We start from the raw sequence: 18259 nt of genomic DNA, 5'->3' as shown, positions 1-18259 counted from the left end.
ACCACTAAACCCCCACATCATCCGCCTGTCATCCACTGTGCCGCCCTTCCCAGACCGCCCCATCACCCCCAGCCAACTCGCCCTCTTCAGCCGCAGCCCGCGGATCGGGGCATGGTGGGAGGAACTCAAGGCCAGGGGTCTCTTCACGGGCGAGCAGCCGCCTCCCTCCAGCCTTGATGAGCAACTGTTCGCCGATGGCCTGCGCCTTGAGCAGGTGTTGCTCAACCAGCTGGAAGCCGAGGGCTATCGCATCGCCCGCCTCTCCGGCCAGCAGCGTGAAGCCGACTACGCCGCCACCAGGGCCGCCATGGCGGAAGGCTTCGACTTCATCCACCAGGCCTCGCTGAACAACGGAGAGATCCGCGGCTCGGCTGATGTACTTCGCAGAATTCCCCAGCCCTCCGATCTGGGCGACTGGAGCTACATCCCGATCGAGTGCAAGCTGGCCAGCAAGCCCCGCACCACCTTCCTGGTGCAGGCCTGCTCCTACGGCGAACTGCTCACCCCCCTGCTGGGGCACCGGCCCGATCGCTTCGAGTTGTTTCTCGGTGGTGGCCGCTTCCAGTCTTTCGACACGGATCGTTTCTGGGCCTGGTACCAACAGCTCCGCAACCGCTACCGCGCTTTCTGCGCTGCCTTCGATCCCGACGCGCCGCCGGAGGATGAACCCGGTGATCACGGCAGCTGGAGCGCCTTCATCGAGGAGCGCCTGATCGCCGAGCGGGATCTGGTGCTGGTGGCGAACCTGCGCCAGAGCCAGCGCCTCAAGCTCAAGGCCGCCGGCATCCACACGATCGAGCAACTGAGTGCGCTGGCTCCAGGCACCGCCATTGCTGGCCTGGCCCATGAGGCGCTCCATGAACTGCAGCAGCAGGCCGAACTCCAGCTCACACCAGCCGATGCCGCTGGTAGACCGGCCTATCGGGTGCGGCCCCTGCGGCCGGGCAAGGGTTTATCCGCCCTCCCCGCGGCCGATCCGGGCGACATCTGGTTCGACATGGAGGGGGTGCACGATGCCGTCGCCGCCAGGAAGCTCGAATACCTCTTTGGCGCCTGCTATCGCGATGAACGCGGCGGCACGCCCCAGTTCAAAGCCTGGTGGGCCCACTCTCCACTGCAGGAAAAGAAGGCCTTCGAGGGTTGGGTCGACTGGGTGGAGGAACGCCGTCGTCAGTTTCCTGGCCTGCGCATCTACCACTACGCCAGCTACGAGAAGACGGCCATGCGCCGGCTGGCCCAGCAGCACTCCACCCGGGAGGCTGTGATCGATGAATGGCTGCGCTCGGGCCTGCTGGTGGATCTGCTGCCGGTGGTCACCAACGCGATCGTGCTGGGCGAGGAGAGCTACTCGATCAAGAAGGTGGAGCACCTCTACATGGAGGCTCGCTCCGCGGAGGTGACCAATGCCGGGGATTCGGTGGTGGCCTACACCAACTGGCTGGCATCGGGTGAACCTCCCCGGCCGGGTCCAGCGCCAGAGGCCAGCCCGCAGCTGCGGGCGATCGAGGACTACAACCGGGAGGACTGCGAATCCACCGTCTACCTGCATGACTGGCTGCTCCAGCTACGCTCCGACCAGGGCCTGCCCGAGCAACCCCTCCAGCTGGAAGAGGCAGAAAGGCCCGAGAAAGAACCCTGGCCCCTGGAGGCCCTTGCCGCCGTGCTGATCGCCGAGCTGCCGGAAACTCTCCAGAGCGATCCCGCCGCCGATGCACCAGAAGCATTGCTTCAGGAGCAGGAGCAACGCGGTCCCCTAGGCTTGAGCTGGCGGGTGCAGCGGCTGTTGGCCCAGCTGCTCCCCTTTCACCACCGGGAAGCCAAGGTGGCCTGGTGGGCGTACTTCGATCGCAAGCAAAAAGCGCTGGAGTCTCCAGGGGATCTGGAGAGCGACGGTGAGGCCATTGAATGGGCCGTGTGGGAATCGATGGAGAGCCGCACCAGCGTCCGCACCGGCGCCGACTTCCACAGCTTCCGCTTTGACCCCAGCCAACCGCTCAAGTTGCGCGCCCAACCTGGACACAGCGGGCTGACCATCGAGATCCCGGAAGCAGGACTGCAACTGGGGGTGGACGAGCTTGATGCGGAGCAGGGCCTGGTGACGCTCAAGTTTCCATGGCGCAAGCGGGACCGACTTGTCGCCGAGGGGCTCAGCGTGGACCTGCCCCGCACGCCGGTCGCTCTGATCAAGGTGCCCGCCGACATCAGTGAAAGCCTGCGCGAGCGTCTCGATGAACAAGCCCAGTCCTGGGTCCAAGAGCAACAGCCCCTGCCCGAGCCCATCCGTCACCTGTTGGAGCGTGAATCTGTGGCGGAGTTGGTGGCGCTCAACTCACTCGTGCGCGCCGAGCCCTCAGCGGTGGTGGAGCTGCTGACCTCCTTCCTGGAAGCCAGCAAAGGCAAAACCCTTGCCTTGCAAGGCCCGCCCGGCACCGGCAAGACCACGGTCACGGCCCAGGTGATCGCCGAACTGGTGCGCCGTGGTCAGCGCGTCGCGATCAGTTCCAACAGCCATGCGGCCATCAACAACCTGCTGCTCAAGACCCAGGCCGTCATCAGCGAGCAAGGCCTGGCGCAGGCTGTGGTCAAGTGCAGGAGTGACAACGACGACCCAGCCCTGGCGGGCACCCCGATTGCTCTGGTGAAGCCCGACCAAATCACAGAAGCCATGGCCGTGGTGGGTGGCACCAGCTTCATCCTCTGCCGACCAGAAGTGGCAGGCGCCTTTGATCTGCTGGTGGTGGATGAGGCGGGCCAGGTCTCCCTGGCCAACCTGCTGGTGATGGCCCGCTGCGCCCGTTCGATCCTGCTGGTGGGCGACCAGCAGCAGTTGTCCCAGCCCTCCCAGGCCGATCACCCTGGGGACAGTGGTGATTCCTGCCTCGACTATCTGATGCAGGACGCCCATGTCGTCCCGGCCGATCGGGGCGTGTTCCTGGCCACCAGCTGGCGCATGGAGCCCTCACTCACCGCCATGGTCTCGGAGTTGTTCTATGACGGCCGCCTCCAGGCCAGCCCCGCCAACGTCATCAATCGCATCGACTGGCGGGAGCCCTTCACCGGCAGCCATGGTGGGCTCCTGCCTGGACACGGATTGGTGTTCGAGGCGGTGGAGCACTCCGGCCGCAGCGTCAGCTCTGAGGAGGAGATCGAGCGCATCGCCCAGCTGGTGGAGGCGTTGCTGGGCTCCAGCTACCGCCATGCCTCCGGCAGTGGTGAACGCAGCGGGTTGCTGACCCCCGACGACATCCTGGTCACCGCCCCCTACAACGTGCAGGTGAACCGTCTGCAGCAACGGCTGGGTCATCGCGCCCGGGTTGGCACGGTGGACAAGTTCCAGGGTCAGGAGGCACCGGTGGCCATCCACTCCCTCACCGCCAGTGACGGCGACGCCGCCCCCCGAGGCCTGGGTTTTCTGCTGGAACCCAACCGCCTGAATGTGGCCATCAGCCGCGCCCGTTGTCTCTCGATCGTGGTGGGTTCGCCCGGTCTGGTGAGCGGGATTGCCAATACGGTGGCGGAAGCGGAACAGATCAACCGGTTGTGCCGCTTGGTCCAGGCATCGATGACAGATGATCGCCGAAATTTCAGCTGAACTGAAAGGAATGCCCTTCTCCATCCATTGAGGAACAGCCCATCCTGATCCAGTGTGTGGCTGTCATGGCCCCCATGAGGTTAAAGCGGACGGGATGGAGAGGCGGCAGCTTTCCTGGCAGGAGGTCAGCTCAGCTGACTTAACGAATAGTGCTTCACCCCCCTATGATTTTCAGCGTTCACCAACCAAAGAGAGGAAGGCCTATGCAGTCCAATTGCCCTGAGCAGTCCGTTTTTGTTCGACATAACTGCTCGTCCACCACCGCCATTTTGCAACAACTATGGAATGAACGAAAGATCGCCTTGCATTATGAAGACAAATTCTCAATCAACCCCGAAGACTTTTCCCCGGCGGGTCGCAAGGCGCTAAAGAGGCTATTAAAGTACAGCGAAAGCGGAGCCATCGTGGGTGCCGATTTCAGGCGGCTGAACGGCGAGAAAATGCTGGTTGGGATACTGAATAAAGACTCAAAGGTCGAAGCCAAGAAGTTTTGTGATCCCGAGTCTGGCGAGCCATTTATATACAGGGTTGTCAAGCTCAGCAAGGCTCTTGAGGTTCCCTATGTCGATTACCCACTGCTTGCGGGAATTCAGCCAAGGCAGGCGACCATCACTGGCTGGCCCAGTGCAAGAAAGATTTTGTGGGCGGCGCTGAAGAATGAATCCCTTCCACGCGAGGCCAGCTCACTGCATCCAAGTCAGCTTGAAGTTCTCTGCTACGAGTGGCTTCGCGGCCGTGGGAAGCTGGATCGGCTTGTGCTGCCGATTGGCAGAGGGTTGATCGATATCGACATCCTGGGCATCGGCCAAGGCGACAAAAGAGTCATTGCTCAGGTTACCCACAGCGTCAACGTCAGTGACCTTAGGGACAAAAAAGACCGACTCCTGAGGCATGGCCGCCGAGGCGTGGATACCATGTTTTTCTTTCTGCCAGACCTTGCACGTCTTGATCCCTGTGAGGGTGTTGAGCTGGTCACGCTGGGAAGCGTCCTGAAAGACTTGGAGTCAACATCAGAATCAGATGCCTCCACAAAGGCGATGCTGCAAGAGATGTTTGCTGAGAAAAGGCAGCCATCTGCCATCCAACCCCAGCCGGGCACAGCGTGACTGGAGCTGGATGGCTGGTGTTCAATTCGGTGCCATGCCAAACTCTTCACTTCAGATCTTGGCAAGTCAAAGAATCTTGGGGGCAAACCTCGCAATCAAGCACGTTGAGCCAGCGCATCAGTTTTCTGGCTCGAGCGCAATCACCATGAAAGAGCCTGTGCCGGATCACCCAGAAAAGCCTTCGTGGTAACGGCCAGTGGATTGGTAGCGAATCCGCTGATTCATGGAGTCCATGCTGAAGTCAAACACTTCACCGTCGTTGAGGTCGATGAACTGGCCGACAAGGAAGATGCCCTGTTCGATCTTCCCTATCAGCTGTCCATAGTCGATTCTGTAGAGGTGAGCGTGATTCCCATAGGAGTCCTTGATGGCCGCGAACAACTCTGAAAGGTTCTCGCTGAATTCCTCATCCAACACCTCATCGGAGGTCACACCCTCCGGCAGGTTGAAGGCCGTGGGGCGCAGCAAGGGAACCCCGTCCGGCACCACGACATCCGGCTCCGGTGCATAGACCATCGGGCAGCTGCCACGGGTTTCGAGCATCCACTCCAGAAGCCTGTCCAGGCCTTCCGCATCAGCGGTCATCAGCGCCACCTCACCGTCCGCGTCCGGCTGGCTCTTCACCCAGTCGATCGCTTCGATGGCGGCCAGGCCCTGGCCCCCGTCCATCCAGGGCAGGAGATCCAGCAAGGAACAACCCTGGAATCCCTCCGCCACGAGGCTGTCGATGTTGCGGGAGCTGGTGGTGAGCTGGTCGAGCCACCGCTGGGCCACTGGAGGGAGATCGGTCATGGCGCGGCCTGGGGCGAGGGGCCGTGAACTCTAGCCTGCTTTTACAGTTGCAGTGGCACTGTTGCTACTTTGGCTGGAGGGGTTCGGGTTGGTCCCAGGGATTGACCAGATCAAGGCCCAGGCCGGTGAAGTCGCTCACGTTGCGGGTGGCCAGTTGGGCGCCCTGGGCCAGGACGGTGGCGGCGATCACCGCATCGGCCGTGGCGATCGGCCGTCCGAGCTGCTCGCGCCGCACCAGCAGCTCGCCATACCAATGGGCGGCCTCCCGGTGGAAGGCCAGCACGCGATCGCCCAGCAGGGCCGTCACCAACGCTTGCCAGCTATCCAGCAGGGCCTGCTTGCGGCGACCATCCGCCAGCCGGGTGAGGCCGTGCAGGATCTCGGCTTCGTTCATGGCCGTGATGCCCACGTCTACCGGGTCGAGGCGATCCGCCCAGGCCAACACGGCCGGTTCCGGCTGGGGCCGCATCAGTTCGGCGATCACGTTCGTGTCGAGAACGATCACGTCGGCTCCTCGGTGAGCACGGCGGCTTCCGCTATGGAAACCCGCGCCGGCAGATCCAGCTCCACCCCGCCGAGGGCGGCGAAGTGGGCGTGGATGCGACTCCCCAGACCTGGGCTGTCAGAGCCAGCGGGTTGCGGCAGCACGGCCTGGCGCAGGATCCTGCGGGCTTCCTCCTCCATCGAGTGACCGTGGCGGGCGGCCTGCAGTCGCAGCTGGGCCTTGGTGGCGTCGTCGAGGTTGCGGATCGTGAGGCTGGCCATAACGAGGTCCGCGCAGGCAATGCTGTCAGTGCTTGCAACGCTAGCGCTTGCGGTCAGGTTCGATCGTTGGGTCCAGGCGCACCCTGAACACGCCCCGCTCAGCGCAGCAGGAACACCGCCAGCAGGCCCCAAACCAGGCCGAGCACATGCATGGCGAGGGGGATGGGCTCGTGTGGCGGGTAGGACGCCAGCAGGCGGGTGCGGCAGAGCTCCTGCTGGGCCAGGAACAGGGCACAGACCAGGGCCAGGAGGTAGACCAGCAGCACTCCGAGGTGTTCGAGGCTTTCCGCGATGGCGCCGCGCCCCGGCCCGATCAAGTGCTGGGTGAGATGAAAGACCTGGCTGGGCAGCTCGGCGCTGAGCATGAACACGAAGAACAGGGCCACCCCTTGGCGTCCCAGGCGGGCGATCTGCGCGGCTGACGGGTGCGCCATCGTTCCGGAGCATGGGCTTGCTGAAGTCTGACCCGGGCACCCGGCGTCGATCAGGCAGGAGCCGCCCAATCCACCAGGGTCAGGCCCTCGATGCGGGCGAATTCGCGCACGTTGTGGCTCACCAGGGTGGCGCCGAGGGCCAGGGCCTGGGCGGCAATCCAGAGATCGTTGCCGCCGATGGGGGTGGCCCGGCGTTTGAAGGTTGCGGCCTGCGCGGCGTAGTGGCGGCAGATGGCGGGGCCATCGGGGTAGAGCACGGGTACCTGTCGGGTCAGGGCCTCGAGCTGCTGGAGGGTGGCCTCGCGGCGCTGGCTGCCCTCGGCCCCGCGCAGCAGTTCGGCCCAGGTGATGAACGACATCGCCAGGCTGTCCACATCGGCGAGTTGATCGATGCGCTCAGCCACCTGGGGCGGCCGGTTCTTGATCAGGTAGATGAGGATGTTGGTGTCGAGCAGATAGATCAAAGGCTCTCCCGCTCCTGCACCGGGATACGACTGGCCTGCTGTGCTTCCAGGCTGGCGACGAAACCGGGCTCGAAGCCGGCGAGCGTGTCGAGCAGGGCCTGGCCACGCTGGGCCGGGCAGGGGTGAATGATCAGATCGCCGTTGGGGCTGCGGGTGATCTGCACCCGGTCGGTGGCGAGGCGGAACTCGGCGGGGATGCGCACGGCCTGGCTGTTGCCGTTCATGAATACCCGGCTGGGAATCACGTCCATGGCCCCCTGCCTGGTGTGTACGTAAATGTAGGTACAGGTTAGTCGAAAACCCTGGCCGTCCTGCTTGGCCATCCATCGACGTAACCCGCAGGGTGGCTGCAGCGCTCAGGGCTTGGGTCCCAGCAGCTCAGCTAGATAGCTGGTGAGGCGGAACCCGGCCGGATGGGAATAGACGATGTCGGCAATCGTCCAGCTGCCGGCAGGGCCGCGCACCAGCTGATAGCGCAACAGCTGCGGCGCCTCACCGGGGCGGTTGCGCAGGCCTGCCTGCACCGCCACCCGGGCCTCCAGTCCTCCGCCGGGGGCGGGGCTGCAGCCCAGCACCTTGGCGCCGAAGGTCCCCACCTGGGTGCCGCTGAACAGATCGAAGTCGACAAAACGGCCGCTGTTCGGATCGAGCCCATAGGCACGCCGCAGCTTCTGGTACAGCCCATCGGTGAAGCGGCTTTTCTGGCTCCTGAGCTCGATCGGACCGCGCATGTCTTGCCGAGCCACCTGCCAGCGGTAGAGGCCATCCAACTGGGCCTTCACCGGAGCTGGGCAGGGGGCGATCGCCACGGCCGCCAACACCGGCATCAGCAGGGGCAGGGGCATGACGGCGGGCTGGCGTTGCTGGGAATCCTGGCAGCGGCGGGTGATGACGGGGTACCTCACCAGCCGTGGTGGCAACCATGGATCACTACCAGGTCAGGGCCTGCCATGGACACCGCACGTCTGTTCCAATCGGCCCGCAGCCAGGCGGTGCGGCTGCCGAAGGCGTACCGCTTCAGCGGCAGCGAGGTGGTGGTGAAGCATTTCGGCAATGGGGCGCTGTTGCTGCCCATCGATGACCCCTGGCAAACCCTGGAGGCCGAGTTGGCCGCCTTCGAGCCGGGGTTTGTGATCACGCGTGAGCAGCCGGAGGAGCAGATCCGCGAAGCGATCAGCCCATGATTCTGCTCGGCACCAACATCTGCATCACCATCATCAACGCCAAACCAGCCGCGGTATTGGAGCGGTTCAAGCGCTACCGCCTCGGAGAGATAGGCCTCTGCAGTGTGGTGGCGGCCGAGCTGGCGTTCGGGGTGGCCAAGATCGGTTCGGTGCGCAACCGCCAGGCCCTGGAGATGTTTCTGGCCCCACTCACGATTCTCCCTTTCGACGAGCGCGCTGCCTGGGCCTATGGCGAGCTGCGTGCGGACCTGGAGCGCCGGGGCACTCCCATTGGCTCACTCGACACGATGATTGCGGCCCATGCCCTGAGCCTGCAGGCCATGCTGATCACCAACAACACCCGGGCGTTTGCCCAGGTGAGCGGCCTGCAGGTTGAAAACTGGGTGCCGACGGCCTAGGTGTGCTTTCCCACCAGATTGTTCATGCATGCAGCTGAGCGAGCCGCTGCTGGGGGGTGAGTCCACCCAGGGCCATGTGGCACCTGCGGTTGTTCTAGATCCGCAAGTAGGCCGGCAGCAGGGCTCGATCAAGGCCAGGAAGGCTTCCCGGGGAACCGTGGCCTCCATCTCATCCAAGAAGCGCTGGCGACGCGTCCTCGTTGTGGCGTGAATTTGCTCGTGGTCCGAAAAGCCCAGCTGGAGGGGGACGGCCATCCGTTCCGGTCTCAGTCTTGGATCTCGGTTGATTTTAGTACGTTTTTCAGATGTTCCCTAGGGTTCAATGCTGCTGGATCGCTACAAATGTAATCCGCCGTCATTCGCGCTCAATGGTTCACGCTGAACTTATGGAGCCAACGATGGAGGTCTCTGCGATCCTCCCATCGAATCAGCTGAACATTCACTTTCAACCCATCGTCTCCCTCAAGCAAACCTCCGTGGTGGGCCTGGAGGCCCTCGCGCGCCCGGCGCTCATGGGTGTTGGACAGAAGTTCGCCAAGGCCCGCAAGGCTGGGAAGCTGCTGGAGCTGGATCGCCGCTGCCGCATCCGGGCCATGGAGGCCTACCGGGATCTCAACTTGCCCCGGTCCCTACGCCCCTTTCTGTTTCTCAACTTTGAAACTTCATTGATCGACGAGGGAGTGGAAGGCTCGGGAGCCTTGCTCGAGGCCACCGAGGCCACGGGTCTGGAACCCAGCGACATCGTGATCGAGCTCAACGAAACCAAGGTTCAGGACACGATGACCCTGAAACGCTTCGTGGAGCGCCATCGCGAATTGGGTTTCCTGATCGCCATTGACGACTTGGGATCTGGCCACAGCAACCTGCCACGCATCGCCGAATTGCGGCCCCACATCATCAAGCTCGACCGCAGCCTCATCGCCGGAGTCGACCGCGACTTTTGCAAGCAGGAAATGATGAAGTCGCTGATCTTACTTGGAAAGACCATCGGCACTCTGGTGCTGGCTGAAGGGGTGGAAACCCAGGCAGAACTGGACACCTGCGCCGCCCTCGGAGCAGAGTTCTTCCAGGGCTATCACTTTGCGCGCCCCAAGCCTGCGGCCAACCTGCACTTGGCGGCCCTGCACCCCGTGCTGATGGAAGCCGCCCGCCGGCAACGGGTCAAAGCCGTTGCCGCCATCCGGGCCCGCCAGATGGAGGGCCTCGATCTGATCAATCTGGCCCGCGCAGGGTGTGAAGGCCTACGTCACATCGCTGCCCAAATGTTCGACGGCGCCCTTGCCAACTGGGTAGGCACCAACACCATGATCGAAGCGGCCTACGTGCTCGATGGCGACGGACTGCAGATCAGCAACACGCACCTAGGCCAGGGTCTACCCCCGTCGAGGAACCGCCTGTTCACACCCGCCACGCGGGGCACCGACCACGCCAACAAGGAGTATTTCTTCAGCCTGATTGACACGGGTCTCCATGAGCACATCACCGACACCTACATCAGCCTGGCCACCGGCCAGCGCTGCCGCACCGTGGCCACGAGGTTGGAGCACGCCAGCGGCGCTTCCTTCGTGCTCTGTATTGATCAGCGCCTCAAACCCTGATCTGATCGCCAGACAACCACCAGTCCACGGTCCTGCTGATTCAACGGTCGACTCCAGAGCGCGAGGCCGTGATCGAGCGGTACCGGTCCAGCCCCTTGTAGGGGCAGCGCAGGCTGATCCCGGCTTGCGCCGCAAGGGTCTTGCGCTTCACGCCCTCACCTTGATGCCGACGAATCAGGCGTTTCCGACTGATCGGCGTCAGACGGGCCAGTGGGTGGCTATGCATGGGGTGTGAGGTCTTGGGAGGGGCGGTGACACCCTGACCCTGGCGACCTCTCACCCCATCGTCAGCTGAACAACCTGGTGGGACTACACACTTAGTCAGGGGTCTCGTTTTGAGAAATGTGAATCGATTCATGACCGGCCCAAGGCCTGTGCTGGCGATCCCTCCATCTCCAGTGCTCTGCTGGAGGTCGCGTCTCTGATCCGATGACCAACAGCGAGCAAGGGGAGCTGAGCCTCCTCCTGCCAGACCCTGAATCGATGCCGGTGGCGTCCGATCCAGCCCAAGCCCCACTGGCCTGCAAAGGCATCCGCTCCACCCAGGATTTCCCCGCCGATCTCAGCGCCCTCAGCCGGGAGCAGATCGAGCACCACTACCAGGCGATGCGCAACAGCCACGCCTCCCTCACCCGCTCGAGGGCCCAGCTGCAACGCCGCTCCAGGGAGCTCACGGTGGCTCGCGAACGGTTTCTGGAGACCCTGCGTAGCTACGAGGGCCGGTTGATGGCACTGGGCCAGGAGAAGGCGGAGGCCCTCCGCATCGCCCAGGACATGCACCAGGAGCTGGAGGCCTTCGAAGACAAACAACAGGCCCTCGATGGGCTGTTGCAGGAACTCGATGCCGCCAAGGATGAGGCCGGCTACTGGAGCATCTTCAGCATCACACGGCTGATCGAGCGCATGCGCCGCCTGCTTCGCGGAGGAAGAGAGGGCTGATGGGGGAACTGAGCGATCGCTTCGGCGAGCTGATGGCGCGCATGGCCAAGGGCGATGCCGATCTGTTCCGCACCGTGGGTGAACAGAACGCCGCGATCCGTCAGCTGGTGGAGGAAATCGCACCGGCGGAGGCCATCGGTGCATTGAATGAGTCCCCCCAGCCTTTGCTGCCGAAGGAGCAATGTCATCCTGCGGCCCTCAAGGCCCGCTTCCGCACGGCCGCAGCGGCCCATGCCCATCTGGAGGCCGCCCTGGGCCCAGCTCCCACCAAGAAGAAAACCTGGGACCATCTCAGCTCCGTGTTTGCGAATGGCGCTTGGCCCGCCCCGGCACGCTCGCTGTCGGTAGCGGGAGCTGGTCGTGGCGGCGTCAGCGAGGAAGCTCTGGCCCAAACGGAAGCTCGGCTGTTGCGGCGTATCGATCAGCTGGAAGAACGCGTGATTGGTTTGATCGAAACGCTGCTGTCAGGCAAGTCCTGATGACTGCGCAGGCTGAGCCCCGTTCTCAACCACGACGACCAAGGCAAGCGATCCGGCAGCTCAGGATCTGCCGGACAAGCAGAGAGGCGAGGCAGTTCTCCCTTGCCGGAAGGATCACCCCCCCAGCACCCCCTTCACAAACCGATCACACCCCGCCACCGCCCTCCCCCAGTTCTCCGCCTCGCTCAGCCCCGAACTCCGTGTGGGCTTGAAGCTGTGGTCCCCACTGGGGAGCCACTCCACCTGCACCGCCGGCGAGAGGCTGTAGGTCTCCACCTCCTCCCGCCGCCCGAACGTGTCCCGTTCCCCCTGCAGGATCAGGGTGGGCGACTGCAAGGCGGCCAGGTGCTCGGTGCGTAGCTGCAGTGGCTTACCGGGCGGATGGAAGGGATAGCCCAGGCACAGGCAGCCCCGCACCCCGTCGCTGGCGGCCAGTTCATCCACCAGCAGGCTGGCCACCCGCCCGCCCATCGACTTGCCGCCGATGAACAGCGGCCTCTTGGGGCTCTCGCCCGTCTCAAGCCGCACCTGCTGGCGGAACGCCTCCTGCAGCACCGGCATCCGCTCGGGCCCCTGGCGGCGGCCCGTTTCGCGCATCCGGGCCATGTAGCCGAACTCGAAGCGCACCACCCGCCAGCCCGCCGTGGCCAGTCCGCCGGCGATCGCCGCCATGAACGGGCTGTCCATCGGTGCCCCGGCCCCGTGGGCCAGCAGCACGGTGGCCGGCGCGTTGGCGGGGCCGTCGATCAGGCGGGGTGCGGAACTGGTGCCCATACAGTCAGACCATGACACGCCGGATCGGCCACTCGCTGCGTCGCGCTGCACGGCTTGGGGCCCTGGGGGCCCTCCTGCTGCTGGCGGCCGGATCGGCATGGGCCGATGGCCGCGGACCCAGCCCGGTGCTCCGTCTTGACGGGATCGGCCCGTTGCGTCTCGGCATGGGCCGAGCCGAAGCCGTCGCCACCGGCTGGCTCTCCGATCCGGGCACCGGTTGTGAGCTCGACGGGCCGCCGCTGCCTGTCGTCTACAAGCTCAAAGGGCCCAAGGCGCCGGCCGGAATCGTCGGCACGGTCGAATTCGACCGGGGCCTCTTGCGGGTCCTGGCCTTCTCGGCCGGCGTGAAGACAGCATTCGGCATCGCCATTCCAGGCGCCACGGCCAGCGATCTGGTGAAGCGCGCCCGTGCCGCTGGATTTTCCGCCACCTCGGCCTACGACGAGACGTTCGCCGGGCGGTTCGTCACGGTGAATCGGGCCGGCAAGCAGGTGCTCGGTGCGTTTGCCGAACAGAGCGCGATCACCACGATCGCGGTGCCCTATGTGCCCGTCTGCGACTAGGGGCGCACCAGACGGTTCAGGCGCAGCTCGCTCACCGAGGCGATGGCCTCGAAGTCGGCATCGAAGCTCACCACGACGGCGTCATGGTGCAGGGCGACCGCGGCCACCAGCAGATCAAGGCTGAGAACGGTGCGGCCGATCTTGCGGCAGGCCAGGCCCAGAGCGATCGCCTGCTGCCACAGATCCGCGGGCGTGGGGAGTGAGGGCAGGGTGGCGAACTGCGCCTCCAGCAGCCGGGCCTCTTCAGGCCGGGCGGAGCGCAACAGCTCAAAGCGCACCGGCTCGGCCAGGTGGGCCTGGGGGGCGAGGACAAAGGGGGCGATGAACTGTTTGAGATGGCTCGGACTGCGGGCGCGGGTGAAGTCGATCCACAGGCTGGTGTCGAGCAGCAGCGTCATGGATCGATCGTCTGCGCCTGTTGGCGATCGCGCTCCTGGTCGGACTCGAAGCTGTCCAGCCCCACACCCCATTCGCCGCTGAGGAAGCGCTGGGCCACTTCGGCACGCCGCCGCTGCTGCAAGGCCTCCTCCATCAGCCTGCGGATGGCAGGACCCTTCTTGCGCTCTCCCGTGAAAGCCAGGATTTCGCCCATCTCTTTGTCTGAAAGCTCGACGGTGACTTTCATGCTTTCAACGCCCCCTCGTCAGACTCTCGGCCAGCATGGCAGACCTGGCCGGCTGTGGCCCCAGCGGCTGGCTGGCGCAGCAGAATCCTGGGGCTTGCCTCCCCGCCATGGGCGCGATCCTGCTCACCGTTCTGACCGTGCTGCTGGGCTACGGCCTGGGCAAGGGCGTGCCCCGCCTGGTGCAGGGCTCGGGCCGCCTGGCGCGCCGCTCGCGCTTCAGCCAGCTGGCCTTCGGGTCCTTGCTGCTGCTGCCCTGGCTGGTGGGCATCGCCCTTGTGGTGCAGATCCCCCTGAACCTCGGGTTGCTGCTGCCGGCGATCGGCTATGCAGCCGGCATGGCCTGGGGACGCCGCAAGGTGGGGCTGTAGCTGGGCGCAACAATAGGCCCCCTGACTCAAGCCCCCGGCTAAAGGCCATAGGATCATCCTGTCCGTTCTTCCCTGCAGCGATGGCCATGCGTGCCGTGAGCGTCAGCGGCCTCAAGAACAATCCGTCTGAGGCCCTGCGCCAGGCAAAGACCGACATGGTCGTGGTGCTCAACCGCGACCACCCCGACGCGCTGCTGATGGGCCTCGACCAGCAAGGTCTCCTGCAGGCGCCGGGAGTCAGGCCAGCCCTGGCCACGGCCCTCTTTCGCGAAGGCGAGCTCTCCCTGGCCAGGGCCGCCCGCGTGGCAGACATGGACACCGCCACCTTCATCGTCCATCTCTCGCGACTCGGCATCGCGGCGATCCGCCTGACGGAAGCCGAAACCCTCGCAGATCTCGACACCCTGGAGCAGTGGCTGCAATCGTCATCAGCGACGCCAGCCCCCTGATCGGCCTGGCCAAGGTCAACGGGATCGGCTGGTTGCGGGAGCTGTTCGGAACCGTGCTCCTCCCCGCCACCGTGGCCGATGAGGTGCTCACCGGCAGGTTCACTGATCAGGAAGCCAGGATCACCGCTGCGGCTGAGGCCGGCTGGCTGACGATCACGCCGGACCCCCTGCAGGGTCCGGAGTTGCCCGACCTCGACGAAGGCGAAGCGGCCAGCATCCGCCTGGCCCTCTCCAGACCCGGACCGGTGCTGCTGTTGATCGATGAACGGGCCGGCAGGGCCATTGCCCAGGAGCTCGGCCTGAAGGTTGCCGGCACCGCCGCGGTCATCGGCCTGGCCCGTCTGCGGGGCCTGATTCCATCGGCCCGGGCGGTGTTTGATGCGCTGCACAACAGTGATTTCCGCATCGCTCCGGCCGTGATCACCACCGTTCTGAAGCGCTGTGGCGAGATCGACGACGACTCCGCCAGCTGAAACCTCACCGCGGCAACTGCGATTCCAGCTCCCGCAGCCGCCCTTCGAGGGCCTCGATCCGCTCCAGGTAGGTGAGGGCCAGGGCCATCCCGGACACGTTGAGGCCGAAGTCGTCGCGCAGCCGGGCGGCGCGGCGGGCCAGGCGCACCGTATGGACGTGGAAGGTCCAGACCGGGGCGTGCTGGGCGCAGTGGAACACCCCGAACTGCACCAGTTCGATCACCTCCTCGTGGCCCAGGCCCGAGGCGGCAAGCAACTCCTCGAGGGCCACGGTGCAGGCCTCGTCGTCGTCGGGGATCAGCAGGTCGTCAGCCATCGGTGGGTCCTTCGAGGTGGAGGCGGGGGTGGAACGCGGAGGCTTCGGCGAGTTCGCGGTACAGCGCCTGCTCCCGTTCACCGATCTTTTCGGGCAGCACGATCTGAATCACACCGTAGAGATCGCCCGCCCCCTCGCGCCGGTGGGGCAGGCCCTTGCCGGCCAGACGCAGCTTCTGGCCGCTGCGCATCCCCGGCTTCAGGCTCACCGCCACCGTCCCGTCGAGGCTGGGCACCGTGATCTCGGCCCCCAGGGCCGCCTCCCAGGGGGCGATCGGCAGCTCCAGGTAGAGGTCGTGGCCCACGGCCTTGAACCGGGAATGGGGCGCCAGCCGGATCTCCAGATAGAGATCGCCCGGGGGACCGCCGGCGATGCCGTCGCCCCCCTTGCCCGGTACCCGCAGCCGCTCCCCCTCCACCACGCCGCGGGGCACCCGGATGCGGCCGCTGCGGCTCTGCTTCTCGACCCGGCCATCGGCCCGCAGGGCCGGAACGCTGAGCGAGAACGACACCTCGGTGCCGCGGGCGGCCTGCTCCAGCGTCAGCTCGGTGGCCACCTCCACGTCCTGGCCGCGGATCGGGAAGTCCGCCCCCGGCCGCCGGGGGTCACCGGTGCCACCACCGAAGCCGCCGCCGCCGCCGAAGCCCATCCGCTCGAACAGATCGGCCAGGTCGACCTCCTGCTGGCCGCCGCGTGAAAAGCGGCTGTCCCATTCCGGGGACGGATGGAACTCTTCGCCGGGGCCGTGGCGGCCGAGGTCGTCGTAGGCCTGGCGCTTCTCTGGATCGGAGAGGGTCTGGTAAGCCTCGCTGATCTCCTTGAACTTGTCTTCGGCGCCCGCCTCCTTGGCCACATCGGGGTGGTATTTCCGCGCCAGTTTTCGGTAGGCCTTCTTGATCTCCTCGGCGCTGGCCTCGCGCTCCACCTCCAGGGTGGCGTAGTAATCCTTGAACTTCATCGCAGCATCCCCGCCCGGCCCCTTGGATCGGCGGCCATCTTCCTATGCCCAGGCTGATCGCCCTGGCGGCGGTGGCCTTTCTCTATGCCTTGGTGGTGCTCAGCCGATCGCCCGGGCCGGGAAGCGGTGCCGCAACCACAGCGACACTTAGACCAGCGCCACCAGCACCGGTACCTCGATCAACGGCCCGATCACCCCGGCCAGGGTGGCCGTTTTCGGGTGGCTGAGCCCGCTGCGGCGGCCCACCGCGAACGCCACGTGCCACATGATCGCGAAGTAGAGCCGCAGGGGCACGGCCACGGCCGCCACCGTGAGCGGATCGGAGGTGATCGCCTGGCCCTGCAGGGCGAGAGGGACGGCAGAGCCCTGTCCGGGTTGTCCGGCTCTCGGGGGAGGGGCCTCTCCGTGCTTTTGCTGACTCTGGCTTGTGGAGTGGCCCCATCCCAAGGCAGACCCATGGGGGTTCAGCTCCGCGGAATGGCCAAGAACCATTGCAAGGTCAACGTACTGGCACCACTGACGAATCTGTATCGCGCTCCCGGTTATCTCTTGGCTACAGGATAGGCGCAGGATTGGTGTGATTGCTGTCCTCAACCTGGGAGCTTAAACAAGCACAAAACGGGTCTTAAAGAGTAAAAGTAGGGCGACTTGAAACTGAATCACTCCAAAATACATCCATCTTCAAATTTCTACTAGGCTGCTAGCCATTCCAAAAAGACTTTCGTTGTAGGTACTTGCCAAAATACACCAATCCCAACATGATTGGCACTTCCCAGAATAGTCCCATGGTTGTACCGAGGGCAGCTTGAGATCCTAGGCCAAATAGAGCTATGGCAGTAGCTATGGCAATTTCAAAGTGACTCGAAGAGCCTATTATTACAGTTATAATTGCCTCTTTGTATTTCAATCTAAATAGCTTTGTTAACAGTATATTCAATGCTACTATAATCACAAACCCAATCAAGAGTGGTACTGACACTAGAAGCATGTCTTGAGGGTTTTGCATCAACACTTCTCCATTAAGAGTGAATAGAAGTATCAAGGTAAAGAGCAATGCAATTATAGCAGTCTTGCCCAGAAGAGGCCTATAAAAATTTTCGAACCAGGCTCTCCCTTTGCGCTTGATTAGAAGTTTACGCGAGATAAGGCTCGTCAGCATAGGGATGCCAATGAATACCAAAACGGAAATGAATAATTCGAATTTATTAATGTCTATCCCTTGAACGCCTGTCAGCAGGATAACAACTGGTGCATATAAGAACATTATCGTAAAAGTATTTATGCTTGTTGTAATCACATTTTGCTCTTGATTGCCCTTTGCTAGGCTTCCCCAAACAATAACCATTGCCGTACAAGGGCTGGAACCAAGTAAGATAAGTGCCACAATCAGCTGATCGTGTCCTTCTAGGAAATAATAGGCTAGAACTGCTGTTACCAATGGAGCAATCAGCCAATTAGACACTAAGGTAAGCACTATTGGCTTGGGAGCTTTAAGAAGTTTTTTACCTCACTGATCTGAAAATTAAGTAATGCTGGATACATCATTAAAAACAGGCAAACTCCTATGGGAATCGAAACATTACCTATTTTCCATTTATTCATTATTGAGCTAAGATTGGGAAAATGCTGAGCAAGAAATAATCCAATCAACAAACACAGGGTGACCCATAACCAGAGATACTTCTCAAATTTACCCAAACCTTTTTCCATGATCTACTCGCACTTCAAGGATATACTCAAACAACGTAGCATGGATAAGACATCATGTTTTACGAAAGCAGGAAACGGTTTTCAGCTTGTTCGGTATGGTGATTAGCCGTTACGGTTGGCCCCCTGAAAATGCCAGGGAGATTCTGGAAAACCGAGAGTAACTACGCGAAGATAGGGGCATAAACCAAGGCCAGAACTGGGGTGATTGAGGTGGTCTGGCTTTCCTGGACAGCTCCCATCGTTCACCTCTGAGGCGTGGCCCCCCCCCCCCC

24 protein-coding genes and 1 pseudogene are annotated in these 18259 nt (G+C 63.4%); 11 read left to right on the top strand and 14 right to left on the bottom strand.

What is annotated here, in order from left to right:
- Positions 1–37 precede the first annotated feature (37 nt).
- Both VB739_RS09710 and VB739_RS09705 read left to right on the top strand, forming a co-directional pair.
- Positions 38–3592 (top strand): TM0106 family RecB-like putative nuclease, encoded by a 3555-nt coding sequence (locus VB739_RS09710; RefSeq protein ID WP_323356876.1) that lies wholly within the window; start codon positions 38–40, stop codon positions 3590–3592.
- 203 nt (positions 3593–3795) lie between these two features.
- Positions 3796–4698, top strand: a complete 903-nt coding sequence (locus VB739_RS09705; RefSeq protein ID WP_323356875.1) for a hypothetical protein — start codon at positions 3796–3798, stop codon at positions 4696–4698.
- Positions 4699–4863: 165 nt separating this feature from the next.
- On the opposite strand, the gene VB739_RS09700 is transcribed toward VB739_RS09705, so the two are convergent.
- The 7 genes from VB739_RS09700 to VB739_RS09670 all read right to left on the bottom strand — a co-directional run bounded on the left by VB739_RS09700 (position 4864) and on the right by VB739_RS09670 (position 8058).
- A complete protein-coding gene (locus tag VB739_RS09700; RefSeq protein ID WP_323356874.1) occupies positions 4864–5490 on the bottom strand; it encodes a hypothetical protein in 627 nt (208 codons plus the stop codon).
- Between the two features lie 64 nt (positions 5491–5554).
- Positions 5555–5995, bottom strand: a complete 441-nt coding sequence (locus VB739_RS09695; RefSeq protein ID WP_323356873.1) for a type II toxin-antitoxin system VapC family toxin — start codon at positions 5993–5995, stop codon at positions 5555–5557.
- Positions 5992–6255, bottom strand: a complete 264-nt coding sequence (locus tag VB739_RS09690; protein WP_323356872.1) for a FitA-like ribbon-helix-helix domain-containing protein — start codon at positions 6253–6255, stop codon at positions 5992–5994. Before VB739_RS09690 ends, VB739_RS09695 begins: the two co-directional genes overlap by 4 nt.
- 98 nt (positions 6256–6353) lie before the next feature.
- Positions 6354–6689 carry a hypothetical protein gene (locus VB739_RS09685; RefSeq protein ID WP_323356871.1) on the bottom strand — a complete coding sequence of 112 codons (336 nt, stop codon included), beginning with the start codon at positions 6687–6689 and terminating at the stop codon, positions 6354–6356.
- Between the two features lie 50 nt (positions 6690–6739).
- The gene (locus tag VB739_RS09680) at positions 6740–7153 is read right to left on the bottom strand and encodes a type II toxin-antitoxin system VapC family toxin (RefSeq protein ID WP_323356870.1); all 414 of its coding nucleotides are present in this window, start codon (positions 7151–7153) and stop codon (positions 6740–6742) included.
- Positions 7150–7404, bottom strand: coding sequence for an antitoxin (locus VB739_RS09675; protein ID WP_323356869.1), 255 nt, complete (start codon positions 7402–7404; stop codon positions 7150–7152). Before VB739_RS09675 ends, VB739_RS09680 begins: the two co-directional genes overlap by 4 nt.
- 105 nt (positions 7405–7509) lie before the next feature.
- Entirely contained in the window at positions 7510–8058 is a 549-nt protein-coding gene (locus VB739_RS09670; RefSeq protein WP_323356868.1) for a hypothetical protein, read from the bottom strand.
- A gap of 45 nt (positions 8059–8103) precedes the next feature.
- Between VB739_RS09670 and VB739_RS09665 the strand changes: the two genes are divergently transcribed.
- The 5 genes from VB739_RS09665 (at position 8104) to VB739_RS09640 (ending at position 11751) form a co-directional block, all read left to right on the top strand.
- Positions 8104–8337 (top strand): type II toxin-antitoxin system VapB family antitoxin, encoded by a 234-nt coding sequence (locus VB739_RS09665; RefSeq protein WP_323356867.1) that lies wholly within the window; start codon positions 8104–8106, stop codon positions 8335–8337.
- Positions 8334–8735: a type II toxin-antitoxin system tRNA(fMet)-specific endonuclease VapC gene (gene vapC / locus VB739_RS09660; protein ID WP_323356866.1), complete on the top strand. Its 402-nt coding sequence runs from the start codon at positions 8334–8336 to the stop codon at positions 8733–8735. The genes VB739_RS09665 and vapC overlap by 4 nt, the downstream gene beginning before the upstream one ends.
- Before the next feature lie 305 nt (positions 8736–9040).
- Positions 9041–10333, top strand: coding sequence for an EAL domain-containing protein (locus VB739_RS09655; RefSeq protein WP_323356865.1), 1293 nt, complete (start codon positions 9041–9043; stop codon positions 10331–10333).
- Between the two features lie 429 nt (positions 10334–10762).
- Positions 10763–11272 carry a hypothetical protein gene (locus VB739_RS09645; protein WP_323356863.1) on the top strand — a complete coding sequence of 170 codons (510 nt, stop codon included), beginning with the start codon at positions 10763–10765 and terminating at the stop codon, positions 11270–11272.
- A 41-nt stretch (positions 11273–11313) separates the two neighbouring features.
- Entirely contained in the window at positions 11314–11751 is a 438-nt protein-coding gene (locus tag VB739_RS09640) for a hypothetical protein (protein ID WP_323356862.1), read from the top strand.
- Between the two features lie 114 nt (positions 11752–11865).
- Here VB739_RS09640 and VB739_RS09635 read toward each other — a convergent pair whose 3' ends face one another.
- Positions 11866–12525: an alpha/beta family hydrolase gene (locus tag VB739_RS09635; protein WP_323356861.1), complete on the bottom strand. Its 660-nt coding sequence runs from the start codon at positions 12523–12525 to the stop codon at positions 11866–11868.
- An 11-nt stretch (positions 12526–12536) separates the two neighbouring features.
- Here VB739_RS09635 and VB739_RS09630 point away from each other — a divergent pair, with 11 nt between their 5' ends.
- Positions 12537–13088, top strand: a complete 552-nt coding sequence (locus VB739_RS09630; RefSeq protein WP_323356860.1) for a hypothetical protein — start codon at positions 12537–12539, stop codon at positions 13086–13088.
- On the opposite strand, the gene VB739_RS09625 is transcribed toward VB739_RS09630, so the two are convergent.
- The gene (locus VB739_RS09625; RefSeq protein WP_323356859.1) at positions 13085–13486 is read right to left on the bottom strand and encodes a PIN domain-containing protein; all 402 of its coding nucleotides are present in this window, start codon (positions 13484–13486) and stop codon (positions 13085–13087) included. The two genes, VB739_RS09630 and VB739_RS09625, sit on opposite strands and share 4 nt — an antisense overlap.
- On the bottom strand, positions 13483–13713 hold the full coding sequence (locus tag VB739_RS09620) for a hypothetical protein (protein ID WP_323356858.1): 231 nt from the start codon (positions 13711–13713) through the stop codon (positions 13483–13485). Before VB739_RS09620 ends, VB739_RS09625 begins: the two co-directional genes overlap by 4 nt.
- Before the next feature lie 35 nt (positions 13714–13748).
- Here VB739_RS09620 and VB739_RS09615 point away from each other — a divergent pair, with 35 nt between their 5' ends.
- The 3 genes from VB739_RS09615 (at position 13749) to VB739_RS09605 (ending at position 15003) form a co-directional block, all read left to right on the top strand.
- Positions 13749–14081: a hypothetical protein gene (locus VB739_RS09615; protein ID WP_323356857.1), complete on the top strand. Its 333-nt coding sequence runs from the start codon at positions 13749–13751 to the stop codon at positions 14079–14081.
- Between the two features lie 80 nt (positions 14082–14161).
- Positions 14162–14530 carry a UPF0175 family protein gene (locus tag VB739_RS09610; protein WP_323356856.1) on the top strand — a complete coding sequence of 123 codons (369 nt, stop codon included), beginning with the start codon at positions 14162–14164 and terminating at the stop codon, positions 14528–14530.
- Positions 14494–15003: a DUF3368 domain-containing protein gene (locus tag VB739_RS09605; RefSeq protein ID WP_323356855.1), complete on the top strand. Its 510-nt coding sequence runs from the start codon at positions 14494–14496 to the stop codon at positions 15001–15003. The genes VB739_RS09610 and VB739_RS09605 overlap by 37 nt, the downstream gene beginning before the upstream one ends.
- 4 nt (positions 15004–15007) lie before the next feature.
- Here VB739_RS09605 and VB739_RS09600 read toward each other — a convergent pair whose 3' ends face one another.
- The 4 genes and pseudogenes from VB739_RS09600 to VB739_RS09585 form a co-directional block, all read right to left on the bottom strand.
- Complete coding sequence (locus VB739_RS09600) at positions 15008–15319, bottom strand: chaperone modulator CbpM (RefSeq protein ID WP_323356854.1); 312 nt, start codon at positions 15317–15319, stop codon at positions 15008–15010.
- Positions 15312–16277, bottom strand: coding sequence for a DnaJ C-terminal domain-containing protein (locus tag VB739_RS09595; RefSeq protein WP_323356853.1), 966 nt, complete (start codon positions 16275–16277; stop codon positions 15312–15314). The genes VB739_RS09600 and VB739_RS09595 overlap by 8 nt, the downstream gene beginning before the upstream one ends.
- 147 nt (positions 16278–16424) lie before the next feature.
- A complete protein-coding gene (locus VB739_RS09590; protein ID WP_323356852.1) occupies positions 16425–16586 on the bottom strand; it encodes a hypothetical protein in 162 nt (53 codons plus the stop codon).
- A gap of 391 nt (positions 16587–16977) precedes the next feature.
- Positions 16978–17769 (bottom strand): annotated as a pseudogene (locus VB739_RS09585) (arsenic resistance protein); the annotation flags it as partial.
- Between the last annotated feature and the right edge of the window lie 490 nt (positions 17770–18259).

The sequence above is a fragment of the Cyanobium gracile UHCC 0281 genome (genome assembly GCF_034931305.1).
Taxonomy (GTDB): domain Bacteria; phylum Cyanobacteriota; class Cyanobacteriia; order PCC-6307; family Cyanobiaceae; genus Cyanobium; species Cyanobium gracile_A.
The sequence above is the reverse complement of the archived record's forward strand: the minus strand, read 5'-3'. Positions and strand labels throughout refer to the sequence as shown.